Raw genomic sequence first — 16,399 nt, 5'->3', positions numbered from 1 at the left:
GCAGGCCGTCAGCGCGTCACGGGTACCGCGCGATGGCGCGCGCCCGGTACTCGAGGCTGCCCGCGATACCGGTGCGCACCGCCCCCTCGCCGTGCTGCAGCAGCACCTGCGCCCACGCGGCCTGGCCCGCCGGGTCCGGCCCGCGGCCGAGGAAGGTCTGGTAGTAGTCGCCGGCGCGGATCGCCGCCGCCTCCTGCGACCACCAGATGGAGTCGACCACCCAGGCGCGGCCCTGCGAACCGACCAGGGAGACCCACTGCGCCACCTCCGCCTGACCCGCGCCGCGGCGGAGCATCGTGGTGTAGAGCCGCTGCACGTACCCCTCCCACGTCCCGCCCGACGCGGCGAAGTACTCGTCCGAGTCGTAGAACCGGCGCTGGACGTCGTCGACCGTCGACTGCCTGGCCCGGATCGCCACCAGCCACGCCTCCGCCCCGACCGGGTCCGGCTCGCGGCCCAGCACCTCCCGGTAGGCCTTGGCGACCCGCTTCGCGATGTACTCGTCGCTCCGGGTGAGCGTGTCCACCAGGACGGACTGGCTGGTCCCGGACAGCAGCGCGGCCGACCAGCCCTGCAGGCCGGTCGGGTCGGGGCCGCGACCGAGGAGGTCGACGTACAGCGCGGTGACGACCGACGCCGCCTCGGCGGGCGACGTCCAGCTGATGCTGAACCAGTCGCTCTTGAGGCCGAGCGCGACGCGTACCTCGTTGCCGGTCATCGTGCGCGAGCCGGACGAGCCGGACACCGACACCTGGAGCACCCGGCCGCCGTCGGCACCGAGGCCGTTGCGCTGCGTCACGGCCATCGACCGGATCGTCCCGACCCCGAGCTGGGCGGACGCGGTCGCGACGGGGATGCTCGTGACCCAGCTGTGGTTCGGGTTCGAGGCGGTGTCGTCACCCTCGTCCACGACCGCGGGGAAGGCTCCGCCGGCGGTGTAGCCGCCGGTCGAGGAGCTGAACTCGGTCCGCACGACCGTCCCGGTGCCGGGCTTGAGCCGCACGACCCCCGCGGTGGCGTCGATCGCCTGGTTCGTCGCGGCGGCGTCGAGCACCGTCTGCGCCTGGCTCCAGGCCTGGAACGCGGCGCCGGAGTAGACCTGGCACGCCGTCGTGTCGCACGTGGTCGCGCCCGACGGGCGCGTGCCGGAGAGCGCGTAGCTCCGGGCCGCGACGGACTGCGCCATCAGGGCCTGCATCCCGCGCCCTGCGCCCGCCGACCCCCAGGAGGCGGGCGACTCCCGCGGCACCACGCCGCGCAGGTAGTCCTCCGAACCGAGACGGTTGAACGTCATCTGGCTGCCGTTGACGCGCTGGACGGACAGCGTCCCGCGGTAGGCGCGCTCGCCGGCGGACTCGCAGACGCGGATCAGGCGGTCGAACCCCGCCTGGCTCGCGGTCCCGATCTCCAGCGAGCCGGCCCGGTAGGACCCGGCCAGCGGCGTCCACGTCGGCCCGGCGCACGTCGTCGACGTGAACAGCTGCACCGACCCGTCGGACTGCGCGCGGGCCAGGATCGCCACGTTCCCGCTGCCCACGGCCGCGCCGTTGACCCGCAGGTCGCGTCCGATGGCGACGAGCTCCCTGCCGGTCAGCGCGGTCAGCTCCACCGTCAGCTCCCGGTTGCCCACGTTCCCGGCGACGGTGCCGCCGTAGTAGTGGTCGAGGATCTGCGCGGCGGACCAGCCGTGGTCGACCGCGTAGCCGAGGGCCCCGTACTGGCCCATGCCGCGGCCGTGGCCCCAGCCGTGGCCCGAGACCGTGAGCGTGTCGCCTGGTGCTGCCTCGGCGCGTTCGGCGGGTGCGCCGGCCACCAGGGCCACCGCGGCCACGAGGGCGAGCGCCGCGAGGCGCGCGACCGCGCGGGCGAGTCTGACGGGCATGGTGCTCCGATCGTCCGCGGCCCGCGGGCGCGGACCGGCGGGTCCAGTATCCCCGCCGCGGTCCCGCCGGCGGGCGGATCCGGAGGGGTGCGTCCGGGTGACGGGTAGAGTGTCGGCGCCGGTCGGGCAGTCCCGACCGTCGGCCGACCCCCAGGAGAACGATGGACCTCCGCGACGCCCGCGCTCTGGAGCTCGCCACCCAGCCGCTGCGGACCGCCGGCACCCGACCCGGCGTCTTCCGCGGCTTCGGGCACTCGGTGCAGGACATCTGGGCACACCGCGAGCTGCTGAACCTGCTGGTCAAGCGGGAGGTCAAGGCCCGGTACAAGGACAGCGCGCTCGGCTTCGTGTGGAGCCTGATGCGCCCGCTGGCGCTGCTGCTCATCTACTACATCGCCCTGGGCAAGTTCCTGGGCGCGGCCCGGAACATCCCGGACTTCGCGATCTTCATCTACACCGGCCTGACCGCCTGGGGGCTGTTCTCCGAGGCGGTGTCCACCGGGACCGCCTCGATCGTGCAGAACGCCGGCCTGGTGAAGAAGGTGTACCTGCCCCGCGAGATCTTCCCGCTCGCGTCCATGGGGTCTGCGCTGTTCAACTTCGTGATCCAGCTCGGGATCCTCGTCGCCGCGACCATCGCCGTGGGGAACTTCCCGACCGGGTCCCGCTGGGGCTACCTCCCGCTGTCGCTCGCGGTCATCGTGGTGACCGCCCTCGGGTGGTCGCTGCTGCTGTCCGCGATCAACGTCTACCTCCGCGACATCCAGTACCTCGTGGAGATCGCGATCATGATCGCGTTCTGGGCGTCGCCGATCGTCTACTCGTGGCAGCTCGTCCAGGACGGCCTCGGCAGCGGCACGCTCGAGAAGCTGTACCTCACCAACCCGATGACCGCCGCGATCATGGGCTTCCAGCAGACGTTCTGGGTGGCCGGCGACGGCCAGCCCGTCCCCGACGGCCTCGCGGGGATGCTCTGGGCCTGGCTCGGGATCGGTGTCGTGTTCACGTTCGTCGCCCAGCGCGTCTTCGCGCGCCTGCAGGGCAACTTCGCCCAGGAGCTCTGATGACCACCACCACCGTTGTCGAGGTCCACGGCCTGTCCAAGCGGTTCGTGATCCGCAAGGAGAAGTCGCTCAAGGAGCGCATCGTCAACTTCGGGCGCTCGAACCTCCACAAGGAGGACTTCTGGGCGCTGCGCGACGTGGACCTCGAGATCGAGTCCGGGACGACCGTCGGCCTGGTCGGGCCCAACGGGTCCGGCAAGAGCACCCTGCTGAAGGCGATCGGCGGCATCCTGCAGCCGACGTCCGGCACCGTCCGCACGCGCGGCCGCATGGCGGCCCTCCTGGAGCTCGGCGCGGGGTTCCACCCGGACCTCACCGGGCGCGAGAACGTCTACCTGAACGCCTCGATCCTCGGCCTGTCGACCGCGCAGACCGACAAGTACTTCGACGCCATCGTCGACTTCTCCGGCATCGAGCGGTTCATCGACACGCAGGTCAAGTTCTACTCCTCGGGGATGTACGTCCGCCTCGCGTTCGCCGTCGCGGTGCACGTGGATCCGGACATCCTGCTGGTGGACGAGGTGCTGGCCGTCGGTGACGAGCCGTTCCAGCGCAAGTGCATGGACCGCATCCGGGAGTTCCAGCACGACGGTCGCACCATCGTGCTGGTGACCCACTCGCTGGACCAGGTCGCCGACGTCTGCGACCGGGCCGTCGTCCTCGAGAGCGGTCGCGTGATCGCGGACGGCGAGACCCGCGACGCGCTGCGCACCCTGCGGCACGAGTTCGACCAGCAGCGCCAGGAGGACCTCGAGCACCGGCGCGAGACCGCCGAGCGCATCGAGGAGCCCGCAGCGCCGCGCGTCACGGTGGAGTCCGTCGAGCTGCTCGGTGCGGACGGCTCCCCCGCCTCGACGATCACGCCGGGCGCCGACGTCGTGATCGCGGTGACGGTCCAGGCGACCGAGGCCGTGGCCGACCCCACGATCGGCGTCGGCATCGAGACCGGGCTCGGGGTCAACGTGCTCGGCACCAACACCACGCTGCTGGGCCTCACGCTGCCGCCGCTGATCGGGCGTCAGCGCTTCGAGATCCGACTCCGCGACCTGCGCCTGGGCGAGGGCAGCTACACGTGCCACGGGGCCGTCGCCGGCCCCAGCGGCGCCGAGCTCGCCCGGCTGCGGGAGTCCGCGAGCTTCACGGTGACGTCCGACGGGACCACGGTCGGCCCCGTCTGGGCCTCCCCGGAGCTGGTGCTGGACCGCGTGCAGGGCTGACGCCCCGCCTGGCGCCCGGGCGGGTCCCCGGCACGGCGGAGGGCCGGCACCCGCTCGGGTGCCGGCCCTCCGCCGTGCCGCTACCGCCGGTTCACGGGAACCGCGCGATCGCCCGCCCGCGGTACTCGAGGCTGCCGGCGATGCCCGTCCGCACGGCCCCCTCCCCGCGCTGGAGCAGGACCTGCGCCCAGGCGGCCTGGCCGGTCGGGTCGGGGCCACGGCCCAGGAACGTCTGGTAGTAGTCGCCCGACCGGATCGACGCGGCCTCCACCGACCACCAGATCGAGTCGACGACCCACGCGCGCCCGTGCTGCTTCGCCAGGGTGACCCACTGGTTCACCTCCGCCGGGCCCGCGCCGCGCCGCAGCATGGTGGTGTAGAGGCGCTGGACGTACCCCTGCATCGTGCCGCCCGAGGCGGCGAAGTACTCGTCGGAGTCGTAGAACCGGCGCTGGACGTCGTCGACCGTCGCCTGGCCGTTGCGGATGGCCACGAGCCAGTTGTTGGCCCCGACCCCCTCCGGTTCGCGGCCGAGCACCTCGCGGTAGGCCTTCGCCACGCGCTTCGAGATGTACTCGTCGCTGCGGGTCAGGGTGTCGACCAGCGCCGACTGGCTGGTCCCCGACAGCAGCGCCGCGGACCAGCCCTGCAGCCCGGTCGGGTCCGGGCCGCGGCCCAGGAGGTCGGTGTAGAGCGCGGTCACCACCGAGCGCGAGGCGGCGTACTCCGCCGGGTCGAAGTAGGCGGCGCGCGCCTGGTCGCGGATCGCCTGGAGCACCGAGTACCCGCCGTTGCCGGGGCACGCCGTGTAGGACACGTCCCGGTGCCCGAAGACGCGCGGCAGCGTCACGGTGGTGTTCTGGTACCGGGAGTTCTCCCCGACCCCCGTCCGGTAGGACATCCAGCCGCCGGGGTCGACGTTGTAGGCACCGAGCCGCCAGCCGATCACGGCCGCGACCCCGGAGACGGTCCCCGCGGACGGCGCGGCGTCGTACGTGCCCAGCATGGCCACGCCGACCGTACCGGTGTTGAAGCCGCCGGCGTGCACGCCGATCACGGGGCTCGTCATGCTGCCGCCGCGCCCCTCGTAGACGTTGCCCCACTTGTCGACCACGAAGTTGTACCCCAGGTCGCACCAGCCCCGGCCGGTCATGTGGTACCGCTGGTCGTTGCGGATCATCTGCATGGCCTCGGCCACGCTGCCATAGCTGTTCGAGCCAGCGGTGTGGTGCACGACCGCGCCGACCAGCGAGCTCGCCTTGTCCGGCGTGCAGCTCGCCGCGGCCGCACCCCACTGGCCGCGCAGGTAGATCGCGGGCGCCGCCGCGGCGGACTGGACGGAGGCGGCGCCCGTGCTGAACGCCGCGGTGCGGAGCACGGGCTCACCGGTCGCCGAGGCGCCCGCCACAACCGGTCCGGCCGGTGCCGGCGTCCCGGCCGCGTCGGGGTCCTCCTGCGACCCCACCAGCACGACCCGCAGATCGTCCGGACCGCCCTCCTCGGTGGCCGCGAACGACAGCTGGACGGCCTCGGCGTCGCCGAACCACAGCGACGCGGTCCCGCCGCGGACCGCGGACTCGGCGTCGGGGGTGCCGGCGTCGGGGGCGACGTCGTCGACCTGCAGCGCCTCCCAGTCGGACCAGACCTCGCCGTCTCGGGTGCGCACCTGCGCGTCGAGCGCCGCGACGTCGACCGCGTCCGCGGGCCACGTCAGGCCGAGCGTCTGCGCCTCGTCCGTCGGGATCTCCCCGGTCACGAGCCGGTCGGCCGCGACGTCGTCGGGCTGCGGGACGGACGCCGCGGACGGCTCCGGGCTCGCGGACGGCTCAGGGCTGGCGGACGGCTCCGGGCTGGCGGTGGGGCCGGGCTCGGCCGCGTCGCCGGGCGCCACGGGATCGGGCACGCGCAGCGCGTCTCCCGTCCCCCCGTCCGCCGGCTCCGCCACGACCGCCCCGGCCGGCACGTCGTCCGGCGTCACGACGACGCCCGCGGCGTCGGTCGCCGGCACCACGACCGGGACGTCGGAGACCGTCACGTCGGGATCACCCGCCGCCGTCGCAGCCGTCACGGTGGTGGGCGCCCGGTCGGCGCCCGCCGCGACCGGCACGGCGAGGCCGGGGCCGGCGACCAGCGCGGCCGCCAGGAGGATCCGGGGGAACATGGTGAGGTCCTGACGTCGACGACGGGGGGATGCTGGCAGTTTCAGGTGCCGTTGACCGGTGGTCAAGCCTCGCCGCGGCGCGCCGTCACCCCTCACCCGCGAGCCCGCGCGCACGGGGGGTGCGGCCCGGCCGCTACCCTGGGCTGCGCCTCCCGCTGTCGACCGAAGGCTCCCGCGTCGTGACATCCACCCCCTCCGGCCCCGCCGACACCGCCGCCGGACGGGAGCCCGCGACCTCCCCCGCGGACGGTCGCGCCGAGGACCCCGCCGAGGGCGGGGCCCCGCGTCGCGCCGGCCGGCGCGGCGCGGTCGTCCTGCCGACGACCGGCCCCGCGGCGCGTGCCGTGCGGGCGGCGGTGGTCGTCCTGCCGTACCTCGTCGCAGCCGGGCTCGCGCTCCTGGCCGCGCTCTGGACGTACCAGCCGTGGAAGTTCGGGGCGGCGATCGCCAACCCCAGCGGGGACAACCTCGCGTTCCACGCCTGGATCCAGAACATCGTCGAGTCCGGCTGGTACGAGACCGGGCAGCGCCTCGCGGCACCGTTCGCCCAGAACAGCCACTCGTACTCGGTGACCGACGACCTGCTGTTCGCCGTCGTCGGCAAGGTGCTCGTTCCCCTCACCGGCAGCGTGGGCGCCGCCGTGACCGCCGCCGTCGTGGCGTCGTTCCCGCTGGCGGCGATCACCGCCGTCGGGCTGGCGAGGTCGCTGCGGGTCGGCCGGGTGCCCGCGGTCCTCGTGGGCGTCGCGTTCGCCGTGCTGCCCGACCACTTCCTGCGTGCGTCCGGCGGCCACATCGCGCTCGCCCAGACCTGGGTGCTGCCGATCGGGGCGGTGGCGGCGGTCAGCCTCGTCCACCGGTCGCCCTGGCGCGCGCGTCGCCGGCGGCTGCGGGAGGTCGCGATACTCGTCGGTCTGCTGAGCATCGGGCTGGTCAACGCGTACTACGCGGTGTTCGTCGGGATCCTCGTCGCTGCGGCGGCCCTCGGTGCGTGGCGGCTGCGCGGGTTCCGCGCGGTCCTGGTCCCCACGGTCCTGCGGGTCGTCGCCCTCGCGCTCCCGGTGGCCGTGACGATGTGGCTCGACGCGCGCTGGACACCGTCCCCGCTGGGCTTCGCCTCGATCGCCGTCACGCGTTCACCGGCCGACGCCGACGTCTACGGCGGCAAGATCCTCGCCATGCTGCTGCCGGGGTCGGGCCACCGCGTCCCCGCCTTGAGGGAGCTGCGCCAGCAGTACGACGCGACGTTCCCGAACCCGGCGGAGGGTCCCGCGGTGGGCGTCGTCGCCGCCGCGGGCTTCCTCTTCCTGATCGTGTGGGCCGTCGTGACCCTGTGGAGCCGTCCCGGTGCGCGCCGGCGGCCGGTGCTGCAGACGCTCGCGGCACTGACCTGGGTCTCGGTGCTGGCGTACACCGTGGGCGGCCTGGGCCAGCTCTGGTCGTTCGCGCTCGACGGCGGCGGCCTGCGGGCGTGGAGCCGGATGCACGTCGTGATCGCCCTGCTCGGGCTCCTCGCCGTCGGGACGTTGCTCGGCCGGCTCCGCCGCCGTCCCCTGCTCCAGTCCGGCGTCGTGGCGGTCCTGGTCGCGGTGGCGCTGCTCGACCAGACCAGCGGCATGTACCGCCCGGATCCGGGCACCGCACGGGCGGTGCAGTCAGAGGTGACCGACCTGACGGGACGGCTCGAGGAGCTGCTGCCCGAGGGGGCCATGGTGTACCAGTACCCCGACGTCTCGTTCCCCGTCGCGCTGCGCACCACCAGCCCGGCCTCCGCGTACGACGGCTTCCTGCCGTACCTCTACTCCTCCTCCGACCTGCACTGGTCCTACGGCGGCCTCCAGGGCGACCCGACCGCCGACTGGCAGCAGGCGCTCGGGCAGCGCCCCGCGGCGGAGCAGCGCGAGCTGCTCACCGCCGCCGGCTTCGCCGCCGTGCTCGTGGACACCGCGGCGGCGTCCAGCACCCCGGAGGACCTGGCGGCCGCGCGCGCCGCGCTCGGCTCCCCCGCCGTGGTGAGCGCGAGCGGCCGGTGGGAGGCCTACCTGCTGGACCCGGGCTCGGCACGGTGCGCGGCGGACGACGCCGAGCTCGCCGACGCCGTCCTGCACCCGCCGCTGCTCTACCCGGGGGACGGGTTCGGCCCGATCGGCAACACGATCCAGGGCACGGCCGGCGGCGAGCTCCGTGTCCTCACCCTGCAGGAGGGCGGCTGGCCGCGGGCGGACCTCGCGTTCACGATCGAGGCGCCCGCCGGCGGGGTGCGCCTCGCCTGGCCGGACGGCACCACGACCGAGGTGGCCCCCGGAGCGCACCAGGTGCGCTGGAGCGGGGCGCTCGAGGGGGCGGAGACGCGCATCGGCGTCGAGGTCGCCGGCGACGACCCCGCCGGCGTCCGCGCCTACGGGTTCACCGCCGACGTGCTGGACGCGAGTGCTGCGGCGTGCCTGGCGTCGGTCGGCGCCGACCCCGACGCCGCGCCGTGACGAAGGCAGGTCGGGACCCGGCTGGTAGAGTCTCCGTCCGGCCTGCCCCCCGCGGCAGCGCGCCGACACCTGACGGGCCGGACCGCTGCGGAGCGTGCGACGGGGCCCGTGGCCACGGCGACCGACCCTGGGGATGAGCGTGACCGAAGCACGACCGCGACCCGACCTGGAGCTCTCCGTGGTCGTCCCGGCGCACAACAGCGCCCTCGTGCTCCGGCAGACGGTGGAGCGACTCGTCGAACGGCTCGCGGGGGTGCCCGCCGAGGTGCTGGTCGTCGAGAACGGGTCCACGGACGGCACCGCCGACCTGGCACGCGAGCTCGAGTCCGACGACCTCCCCCTGGTACGCGCCCTGACCAGCCCGCAGGGCATGGGTGAGGCGCTGCGCGCCGGCATCCGCGCCTCCGCCGGTCGGCGGGTCCTGCTGACCGCCGACGACCTCCCCTTCGGCTTCGACGACCTCGACCGGGCCGCGGAGCTCGGGCGCGAGCCGACCGTCGTGATCGGTTCCAAGGCGCACCGGGACTCGGTGGTCGACCGGGGCTCGGTCCGCTCGCTGTCGACCTGGGGGTTCCGCACGCTGCGCCGCGTCCTGCTCGCCTCGCGTGTGGGGGACTCGCAGGGGACGATCCTCGCCGACGGCCGGTGGCTGCGAGAGGTCCTCCCCCGCATCGAGGCGCCCGGGTTCCTGTTCTCCACCGAGCTGACCTACGCCGCCGAGCTCCAGGGTGCCGAGGTCGTCGAGGTGCCCGTCCGGCTGTCGGCCGACCACGCCCCGAAGGCGTCGACGGTCCGCCTGCGCGACGTGTGGCTGATGGGTGCGGGCCTGCTGCGCCTCCGCCGGCGCCGGCGCACGCTGTCCGCGCCCCTCAGCACGGTGGCCCGCCCGTGACCGCGCCGGTGCCGGTCCCCCCGCCCGCGGGTGACGGCCCGGTGATCTCCGGGACCGCCGTGGCGCCGGTGCCGACCCGCCGCCAGCGGCTCGTCGACTGGGCGCGCCGCGGGCTCGTCGCCCTCGTGGTCGCCGCGGCGGTCTACGCCCTCGTGCGCCAGCGCAGCACGATCGCGGCCACCGTCGACGACATCGCGCCGTGGCAGCTCGCCGCCACCCTGGTGGTCACCGTGATCGGCATCTACCTCGGGATGCTCTCCTGGCGCGCCGTCGTCATCGGCATCGCGCACCCGGGGCCCGGCCGCCGCCTGGGCCAGGTGTACCTCGTGGGGCAGCTCGGCAAGTACCTGCCGGGGTCGGTGTGGGCCGTCGTCCTCCAGATGGAGATCGGTCGCAAGAACAACCTCCCGCGGCCGCAGGTCCTGGTCGCGGCCCTCGTGAGCACCGGGGTCAGCGTCGCGGCGTCCCTCGTCGTGGGCCTGCTCGCGATCCCCCAGCTGGCGCCGACCCACCCCTGGATGCGCTGGCTCTACCTCGCCCTGCCGCTCCTCCTCCTGAGCATGCACCCGCGGATCGTGACCTGGGCCGTCGACCTCGTCCTCCGCCTCGTCCGCCGCCCGCGTCTCGAGCGCCCGATCACTGCTCGCTCGATCGTCGTCTCGTTCCTCTACGCCGTCGCCATGTACTGCGTCTACGGCGTCCACCTGTGGCTGCTGGTGCGGTCCCGGGGTGGCATCGGCGTGGAGAACGCCGCGTTCCTCACCGGGGCGCTCGCGCTCGGCATGACCGTGGGTGTGCTCGCGTTCCTGCTGCCGTCCGGCCTGGGCGCCCGCGAAGCCGTGCTCGTCGCCGCGCTGGCCACCGTGATGCCGTCCGGCGTCGCGCTGGCGTTCGCGGTCGTGTCCCGGGCGATGTTCACCGTGGCGGAGCTGCTCACGATGGGGGTGAGCCTCGCGCCGGAGCTCCCCGCCGTGCTGCGGCACCGCCGCGACCGGTCGTCCTCCGCTCCGACCGCCGCGGACTGACTCCGGCGCTGCCGGCCGGTCAGTCCGCCGGCAGCTCGAAGAGCTGCATCGCGCCACCGAGGTCACCCGCGGGCTGCCAGTGCTGCTGGGCGTACTCGAGCGAGGCGTCACCGGGCTCGAGCAGCACGTGGGTGGCGCCGTACTCGTCGCGCAGAGCCAGCAGCCCGTCCGGCTCCAGCCGGTGGTACCCGCCCGTCCCGCACTCCAGCGGCGTGGGCGCACCGAGGGCCTGCAGCCGCTCGTTGTACTCCGCCCACGGCTCGCCGCCGTACGGCACGCTCTTGCAGTCGACGACCACGGCGCGCCGGCTCATCAGCCGGAGCCAGGTGTAGTCCGGCCGCGCCGCGATGACAGAACCCGGCGGGGTCAGGTCCTCGATGCGCTGCCCGAGGGCCACGGCCCCGTCGTCCGGGCGGTAGTCGATGCGGAGCGGCACGAATCCGGTCGCCTTGGAACCGAAGACCAGCAGGACGACGACGGCCAGCGCCGCACCCGACCGGACGGCGAGCGGCAGCAGCCGGGGCCGCCTCGGGCCGAGCAGGAGCGTCGCGACCGCCATCCCCGCCACCAGCGCGGCCGCGACGAGGAACGTCGCCCTGGGCACGTTCTCGGGGTGCACCCGGAAGCGGGTGAGGTTGGCGTAGAACAGCGCGTGCCACAGCACGAAGACGCCCACCCCCGCACCGGCGCACAGCAGGCCGAGCCAGCGACGGCGCACGTCGGTCGCCCGGGCGAGCAGGAGCACGCAGGCGAAGGGAGCGAACGGCGCGATCCCCATGACGAACCGGTACAGGAAGAACTGCTCGCCGAGCGTCTGGAACGGCTCGATGTCCGCGAGGTCGGTGACGAGCGCCACCAGCACCACGACCGCCGGGGCGACCAGCAGCGCGACCGCGCGCAGCGACCGCCGACGGGTCACGAGCGTCGCGGCGACCCCGAGCAGCACGACGAGCACGCCGTCACGCACCACCTGCGTGGGCCAGGTGTCCGGCGCGCAGTGCCCGGGGGACGCGGTCGCGCAGATGTCCACCACGTCCTGCGAGCCCGCCACGAGGCCGCGGAGCACGCCGACGCCGTACACCGCGCCGAGGATGAGCACGACCGCGACCGGGAACCACCGCACGACCCGGTCCCGGAACCGGTCCCGCTGCACCAGCCAGGCGACCAGGAGGGCGCCGGCGACCACGGTGCCGTGCTGGACGTGCACCACCGTCGTGAGCCCGGCCAGCACGAGGGCCGCGCGGTCCCGGCGCGTCACCAGGAGGACCACCGTCAGGAACCCCAGCGCCCCGCCCAGGCCGTTGGGCACCGCCTCCCGGTGGATCACCAGGAACGTGCCGAGCGCGAAGTACGGGCCGGTGACCAGCATCGCGCCGGCCAGGAGCTCCAGGCCCCGGGCGCGCCGGGGCAGCCACGCGTCCGCGAGCAGGACCACCCCCGTGGCCGTCACGACCACGGACGCGAGCCAGTACAGGAAGTACACGGGCGCGCGGAGCCCGGCGCGCTCAGCCACCGCGGTGATCGCGTCGAACAGGATGTGCGGCTGGGGCGCGTCCGTGTTGAACCAGTCGTTGACGTACGCCGTGGGGTCGGCCCACGAGATGCCCTTGATCGACAGCAGCACCTGCTCGCCGAACCCGTACTCGTACCCGGCCGCCACGGCCTGGGTCGCGAGGACGATGACGAGCGCGACCGCGGCGATCCGCGCGACGCGGCGCGTGCCGCGGGCCCCGGCCACGCGTGCCAGCACGGCGCGCGGCCGCCGCCCCCGTGCCGCGTCGGTCTCGGCCGCGGCCGTCACGCCGGCAGCGTCACGGTCCGGCCGGTGTCCGACGCCTCCAGGAGGCTCTCGGCGACGCGCAGCGTCGCCAGGCCCTCGCGCAGCGACACGACCTCGTCCCGCACGCCCAGCACCGCGTCCCGGAAGGCCTCGTGCTCGAGCCGGAGCGGCTCGCGCTTGGCCAGCGCGAACCGCGTGACGTCGCCCTCGGTGACCCCGCGGAAGTTCGCCACGGAGTCCCACTCCGTGGCGAACGTGCCGTTCGCGTAGTAGGTCAGGTCGACGCCGATGGTGTCCGCGACGAACGCCCCGCGCTCGCCGGTCACCATCGTGAGGCGCTCCTTCATCGGCGACAGCCAGTTCACCAGGTGGTTCACGACCGTGCCGTTCGCCAGCCGGCCCGTCGCCGCGACCAGGTCCTCGTGCTCGCGTCCGCTGCGGGCCGCCACCTGCGCCGCGACAGTCGTGTACGGGCTGCCCGCGATCCAGGCCGTCAGGTCGATGTCGTGGGTGGCGAGGTCCTTGACGACGCCGACGTCGGCGATCCGCTGCGGGAACGGGCCCTGCCGCCGCGTCACGATCTGGTAGACGTCGCCCAGCTCGCCCGACAGCACCCGCGAGCGCAGCGCCTGCAGCGCCGGGTTGAACCGCTCGATGTGGCCCACCGCGCCGACCAGTCCGGCGGCGTCGAAGGCGTCCACCAGCCGCTGCGCCCCCGCGACGTCCGCGGCGATCGGCTTCTCCACCATGGTGTGCACACCGGCGGCCGCGAGCTCGAGGCCCACCGGCTCGTGCGTGACCGTGGGGGCGGCGACGACAGCCATGTCGACGCCCGCAGCGATCAGCTCGGCGACCTCGCGGTAGACCGGGACGTCAGCGGCGACGCCGTAGGGGTCACCGGTCGGGTCGACGGCGCCGACCAGCTCCACCCCGGGCATCTCGCGGAGGACCCGGGCGTGGTGCCGGCCCATCGAGCCGAGCCCGACCAGCCCCGCCCGCAGCTCGGCGGCCATCAGGCGCCGGCCTTCGCGAGCGTGTTGACCGCGGTGACCACGCGCTCGAGGTCGCCCTCGGACAACGAGGGGTGCACGGGCAGCGACAGCACCTCGCGCGCGGCGCGCTCCGTCTCGGGCAGGTCCAGCTCGAGCCCGAAGGACGGCAGCCGGTGGTTGGGGATGGGGTAGTAGACCCCGCAGCCGACGGCGTGCTCCTCGCGGAGCGCGGCCGCGAACGCGTCCCGGTCACCCGGGACGCGCACGGTGTACTGGTGGTAGACGTGCGTGCTGCCCTCGGCCACCGTCGGCGTGACCACGCCCTCGAGGTGCGCGTCCAGGAACGCCGCGTTGGCCTGGCGCTGCGCGGTCCAGCCGGCGAGCCTGCGCAGCTGCACCCGGCCGATCGCGGCGTGCAGGTTGGTCATCCGGGCGTTGAACCCGACGATCTCGTTCTCGTACTGGCGCTCCATGCCCTGGTTGCGGAGCAGGCGGAGCGTGCGCGCGATCTCCGGGGTCGCCGCGGCCACCATGCCGCCCTCCCCCGAGGTCATGTTCTTGGTCGGGTACAGCGAGAACATGGCGAAGTCGCCGAACGTCCCGACGAGGTGCCCGTCCCGGCTCGCTCCGTGCGCCTGGGCGGCGTCCTCGAACAGGGAGAGCCCGTGCTCGTCGGCGACCGCGCGCAACCCGGCGACGTCTGCGGCGTGGCCGTACAGGTGCACGGGCATGATCCCGCGGGTGCGGTCCGTGACCCGCGCCCGCACGTCGCGCGGGTCGAGGCAGTAGGAGTCCGCCTCGATGTCGGCGAACACCGGCGTGGCGCCGGTGAGGGCGACGGCGTTGGCGGTGGCGGCGAACGTGAACGAGGGCACGATCACCTCGTCACCCGGGCCGATGCCGCACGCGAGCAGGCCCAGGTGCAGGCCGGACGTGCCGGAGTTGACCGCCACCGCCGCCCTGCCCTCGAGCAGCTCGGCGCCGAACTCCTCCTCGAACGCCGCGACCTCCGCGCCCTGGGCGAGCTGCCCCGACCGCAGGACGGCGTCGACCGCGGCGCGCTCCTCGTCCCCGATGATCGGCTTGGCCGCCGGGATGAACTCCTGCCCCGTCACTTCGTCACCTCGTGCAACGTCCCGTCCTCGTTCTCTCGGTAGAGGTCACCCGTCTCCGGGCAACGCCACAGCTCGCCGTCCGCCACGAGCGGCCGGCCGGCCCGGCCCACCCAGCCGATGCGTCGGGCGGGGACCCCCGCGACCAGCGCGTGGTCGGGTACGTCGTGCACCACGACCGCACCGGCCGCGACCAGCGCCCAGCGCCCGATCTCGACCGGGGCGACGCAGACGGACCGGGCGCCGATCGACGCGCCGTGCCGCACCGTGACGCCGACGGCGTGCCAGTCGCTGGCGGACTTCAGGTCTCCCTCGGGCGTGACGGCCCGCGGGTACTCGTCGTTGGTCAGCACCACGGCCGGCCCGATGAAGACGCCGTCCTCGATCTCGGCCGGCTCGTACACCAGCGCGTGGTTCTGGATCTTGGTCCGCGCGCCGATCCGCACCCCGGACCCGATGTAGGCGCCGCGGCCCACGATGCAGTCGTCCCCGATCACGGCGCCCTCGCGGACCTGCGCGAGGTGCCAGATCCGGGTGCGCGCACCGACCCGGGCGTCGGGCGAGACATCGGCGATCGGCTCGTTCGGGCGCTCCACGGTTCCCTCTCCACGGCAGGTGGCCTCCCGCTCGCCGGATCCCGGCGCGCGGACCGCGGCGACTGCCACGCGAGGCGCGTCGGCACCTTACCAAGCAGCAGTCCGCGGGGGCGCGAGACGAAGGGCCCGGGCGCACCGGCGCTGCCGGTCCCGCGATAGGCTCGCCGGACCGACTCTGGAGGGAAGACCACCCGCATGCGCATGCTCGTCACCGGCGGAGCCGGTTTCATCGGCTCCAACTTCGTGCACCAGGTCGTGCGCGAGCACCCCGACGTCCAGGTCACCGTCCTCGACGCGCTGACCTACGCGGGCGACGAGAAGAGCCTCGCCCCCGTGTGGGACCGGGTGACCTTCGCCAAGGGCAGCATCACGGACCACGACATCGTCGACGACCTGGTGAAGAACTGCGACGTCGTCGTGCACTTCGCGGCCGAGTCGCACAACGACAACTCGCTGCACGACCCGTGGCCGTTCGTGCACACCAACGTCATCGGCACGTACACGCTGCTGGAGGCGGTGCGCCGGTACGACGTGCGGTACCACCACATCTCCACGGACGAGGTCTACGGCGACCTGGAGCTGGACGACCCGGCCAAGTTCACGCCGGACACCCCGTACAACCCGTCGAGCCCGTACTCGTCCACCAAGGCCTCCTCGGACCTGCTGGTGCGCGCGTGGGCGCGGTCGTTCGGCGTGCGCGCCACGATCTCGAACTGCTCGAACAACTACGGCCCGTACCAGCACGTGGAGAAGTTCATCCCGCGCCAGATCACCAACGTGATCGACGGCGTGCGGCCGAAGCTCTACGGCACCGGCGAGAACGTCCGCGACTGGATCCACGTCGAGGACCACAACTCCGCGGTGTGGGACATCATCACGAAGGGGCGCCTCGGCGAGACCTACCTGATCGGCGCGGACGGCGAGGTCGACAACAAGACCGTCGTCGAGCTGATCCTCGAGCTCACCGGGCAGGCGCCCGACGCCTACGACCTGGTGAGCGACCGCCCGGGGCACGACCTGCGGTACGCGATCGACGCCACCAAGCTCCGCACCGAGCTGGGCTGGGAGCCGCGGTACACGACGTTCCGGGACGGCCTGGCCGCGACGATCGACTGGTACCGGGCGAACGAGGCGTGGTGGCGACCGCAGAAGGACGCCACCGAGGCGAAGTACGCGCAGCTCGGGCGCTGAGACC

The 16,399-nt window shown here is 74.0% G+C and carries 12 protein-coding genes; 6 read left to right on the top strand and 6 right to left on the bottom strand.

Annotated elements, in window-relative coordinates:
* Nucleotides 1-16: 16 nt before the first annotated feature.
* Entirely contained in the window at nt 17-1,882 is a 1,866-nt protein-coding gene (locus FS882_RS06790) for a DUF4214 domain-containing protein (protein WP_158372243.1), read from the bottom strand.
* A gap of 161 nt (nt 1,883-2,043) precedes the next feature.
* On the opposite strand from FS882_RS06790, the gene FS882_RS06785 reads away from it, so the two are divergent.
* Together FS882_RS06785 and FS882_RS06780 are read left to right on the top strand one after the other, a co-directional pair.
* Nucleotides 2,044-2,946: an ABC transporter permease gene (locus tag FS882_RS06785; protein WP_158372241.1), complete on the top strand. Its 903-nt coding sequence runs from the start codon at nt 2,044-2,046 to the stop codon at nt 2,944-2,946.
* Nucleotides 2,946-4,163, top strand: a complete 1,218-nt coding sequence (locus tag FS882_RS06780; protein WP_158372239.1) for an ABC transporter ATP-binding protein — start codon at nt 2,946-2,948, stop codon at nt 4,161-4,163. Before FS882_RS06785 ends, FS882_RS06780 begins: the two co-directional genes overlap by 1 nt.
* Before the next feature lie 91 nt (nt 4,164-4,254).
* On the opposite strand, the gene FS882_RS06775 is transcribed toward FS882_RS06780, so the two are convergent.
* Nucleotides 4,255-6,324 carry a DUF4214 domain-containing protein gene (locus FS882_RS06775; protein ID WP_158372237.1) on the bottom strand — a complete coding sequence of 690 codons (2,070 nt, stop codon included), beginning with the start codon at nt 6,322-6,324 and terminating at the stop codon, nt 4,255-4,257.
* Nucleotides 6,325-6,503: 179 nt separating this feature from the next.
* On the opposite strand from FS882_RS06775, the gene FS882_RS06770 reads away from it, so the two are divergent.
* The 3 genes from FS882_RS06770 (at nt 6,504) to FS882_RS06760 (ending at nt 10,724) form a co-directional block, all read left to right on the top strand.
* The gene (locus FS882_RS06770) at nt 6,504-8,807 is read left to right on the top strand and encodes a hypothetical protein (protein WP_158372234.1); all 2,304 of its coding nucleotides are present in this window, start codon (nt 6,504-6,506) and stop codon (nt 8,805-8,807) included.
* 133 nt (nt 8,808-8,940) lie between these two features.
* Nucleotides 8,941-9,699, top strand: coding sequence for a glycosyltransferase (locus FS882_RS06765; protein WP_158372232.1), 759 nt, complete (start codon nt 8,941-8,943; stop codon nt 9,697-9,699).
* Complete coding sequence (locus FS882_RS06760) at nt 9,696-10,724, top strand: lysylphosphatidylglycerol synthase transmembrane domain-containing protein (RefSeq protein WP_187365174.1); 1,029 nt, start codon at nt 9,696-9,698, stop codon at nt 10,722-10,724. The genes FS882_RS06765 and FS882_RS06760 overlap by 4 nt, the downstream gene beginning before the upstream one ends.
* A 19-nt stretch (nt 10,725-10,743) precedes the next feature.
* On the opposite strand, the gene FS882_RS06755 is transcribed toward FS882_RS06760, so the two are convergent.
* From FS882_RS06755 to FS882_RS06740, 4 genes are read right to left on the bottom strand one after another with little or no spacing between them, the layout of a single operon-like run.
* Entirely contained in the window at nt 10,744-12,525 is a 1,782-nt protein-coding gene (locus tag FS882_RS06755; protein WP_158372228.1) for a DUF6798 domain-containing protein, read from the bottom strand.
* Nucleotides 12,522-13,517, bottom strand: coding sequence for a Gfo/Idh/MocA family protein (locus tag FS882_RS06750; protein ID WP_187365173.1), 996 nt, complete (start codon nt 13,515-13,517; stop codon nt 12,522-12,524). The genes FS882_RS06755 and FS882_RS06750 overlap by 4 nt, the downstream gene beginning before the upstream one ends.
* Entirely contained in the window at nt 13,517-14,611 is a 1,095-nt protein-coding gene (locus FS882_RS06745; protein WP_158372224.1) for a DegT/DnrJ/EryC1/StrS family aminotransferase, read from the bottom strand. Before FS882_RS06745 ends, FS882_RS06750 begins: the two co-directional genes overlap by 1 nt.
* Nucleotides 14,608-15,204 carry an acyltransferase gene (locus FS882_RS06740; protein ID WP_158372222.1) on the bottom strand — a complete coding sequence of 199 codons (597 nt, stop codon included), beginning with the start codon at nt 15,202-15,204 and terminating at the stop codon, nt 14,608-14,610. The genes FS882_RS06745 and FS882_RS06740 overlap by 4 nt, the downstream gene beginning before the upstream one ends.
* A gap of 195 nt (nt 15,205-15,399) precedes the next feature.
* Here FS882_RS06740 and rfbB point away from each other — a divergent pair, with 195 nt between their 5' ends.
* The gene (gene rfbB / locus FS882_RS06735) at nt 15,400-16,395 is read left to right on the top strand and encodes a dTDP-glucose 4,6-dehydratase (RefSeq protein WP_158372220.1); all 996 of its coding nucleotides are present in this window, start codon (nt 15,400-15,402) and stop codon (nt 16,393-16,395) included.
* The last annotated feature ends 4 nt before the right edge of the window (nt 16,396-16,399 follow it).

It is taken from the genome of Cellulosimicrobium cellulans (assembly GCF_007679345.1).
Classification (GTDB): Bacteria; Actinomycetota; Actinomycetes; order Actinomycetales; family Cellulomonadaceae; genus Cellulomonas; species Cellulomonas cellulans_A.
The sequence above is the reverse complement of the archived record's forward strand: the minus strand, read 5'-3'. Positions and strand labels throughout refer to the sequence as shown.

Excerpts from the sequence above, each read along its gene's own strand:
- FS882_RS06775 (WP_158372237.1), bottom strand. The coding sequence starts at position 6,324 with ATGTTCCCCCGGATCCTCCTGGCGGCCGCGCTGGTCGCCGGCCCCGGC.
- FS882_RS06790 (WP_158372243.1), bottom strand. The coding sequence starts at position 1,882 with ATGCCCGTCAGACTCGCCCGCGCGGTCGCGCGCCTCGCGGCGCTCGCC.
- FS882_RS06765 (WP_158372232.1), top strand. The coding sequence starts at position 8,941 with ATGAGCGTGACCGAAGCACGACCGCGACCCGACCTGGAGCTCTCCGTG.
- rfbB (WP_158372220.1), top strand. The coding sequence starts at position 15,400 with ATGCGCATGCTCGTCACCGGCGGAGCCGGTTTCATCGGCTCCAACTTC.
- FS882_RS06750 (WP_187365173.1), bottom strand. The coding sequence starts at position 13,517 with ATGGCCGCCGAGCTGCGGGCGGGGCTGGTCGGGCTCGGCTCGATGGGC.
- FS882_RS06780 (WP_158372239.1), top strand. The coding sequence starts at position 2,946 with ATGACCACCACCACCGTTGTCGAGGTCCACGGCCTGTCCAAGCGGTTC.
- FS882_RS06785 (WP_158372241.1), top strand. The coding sequence starts at position 2,044 with ATGGACCTCCGCGACGCCCGCGCTCTGGAGCTCGCCACCCAGCCGCTG.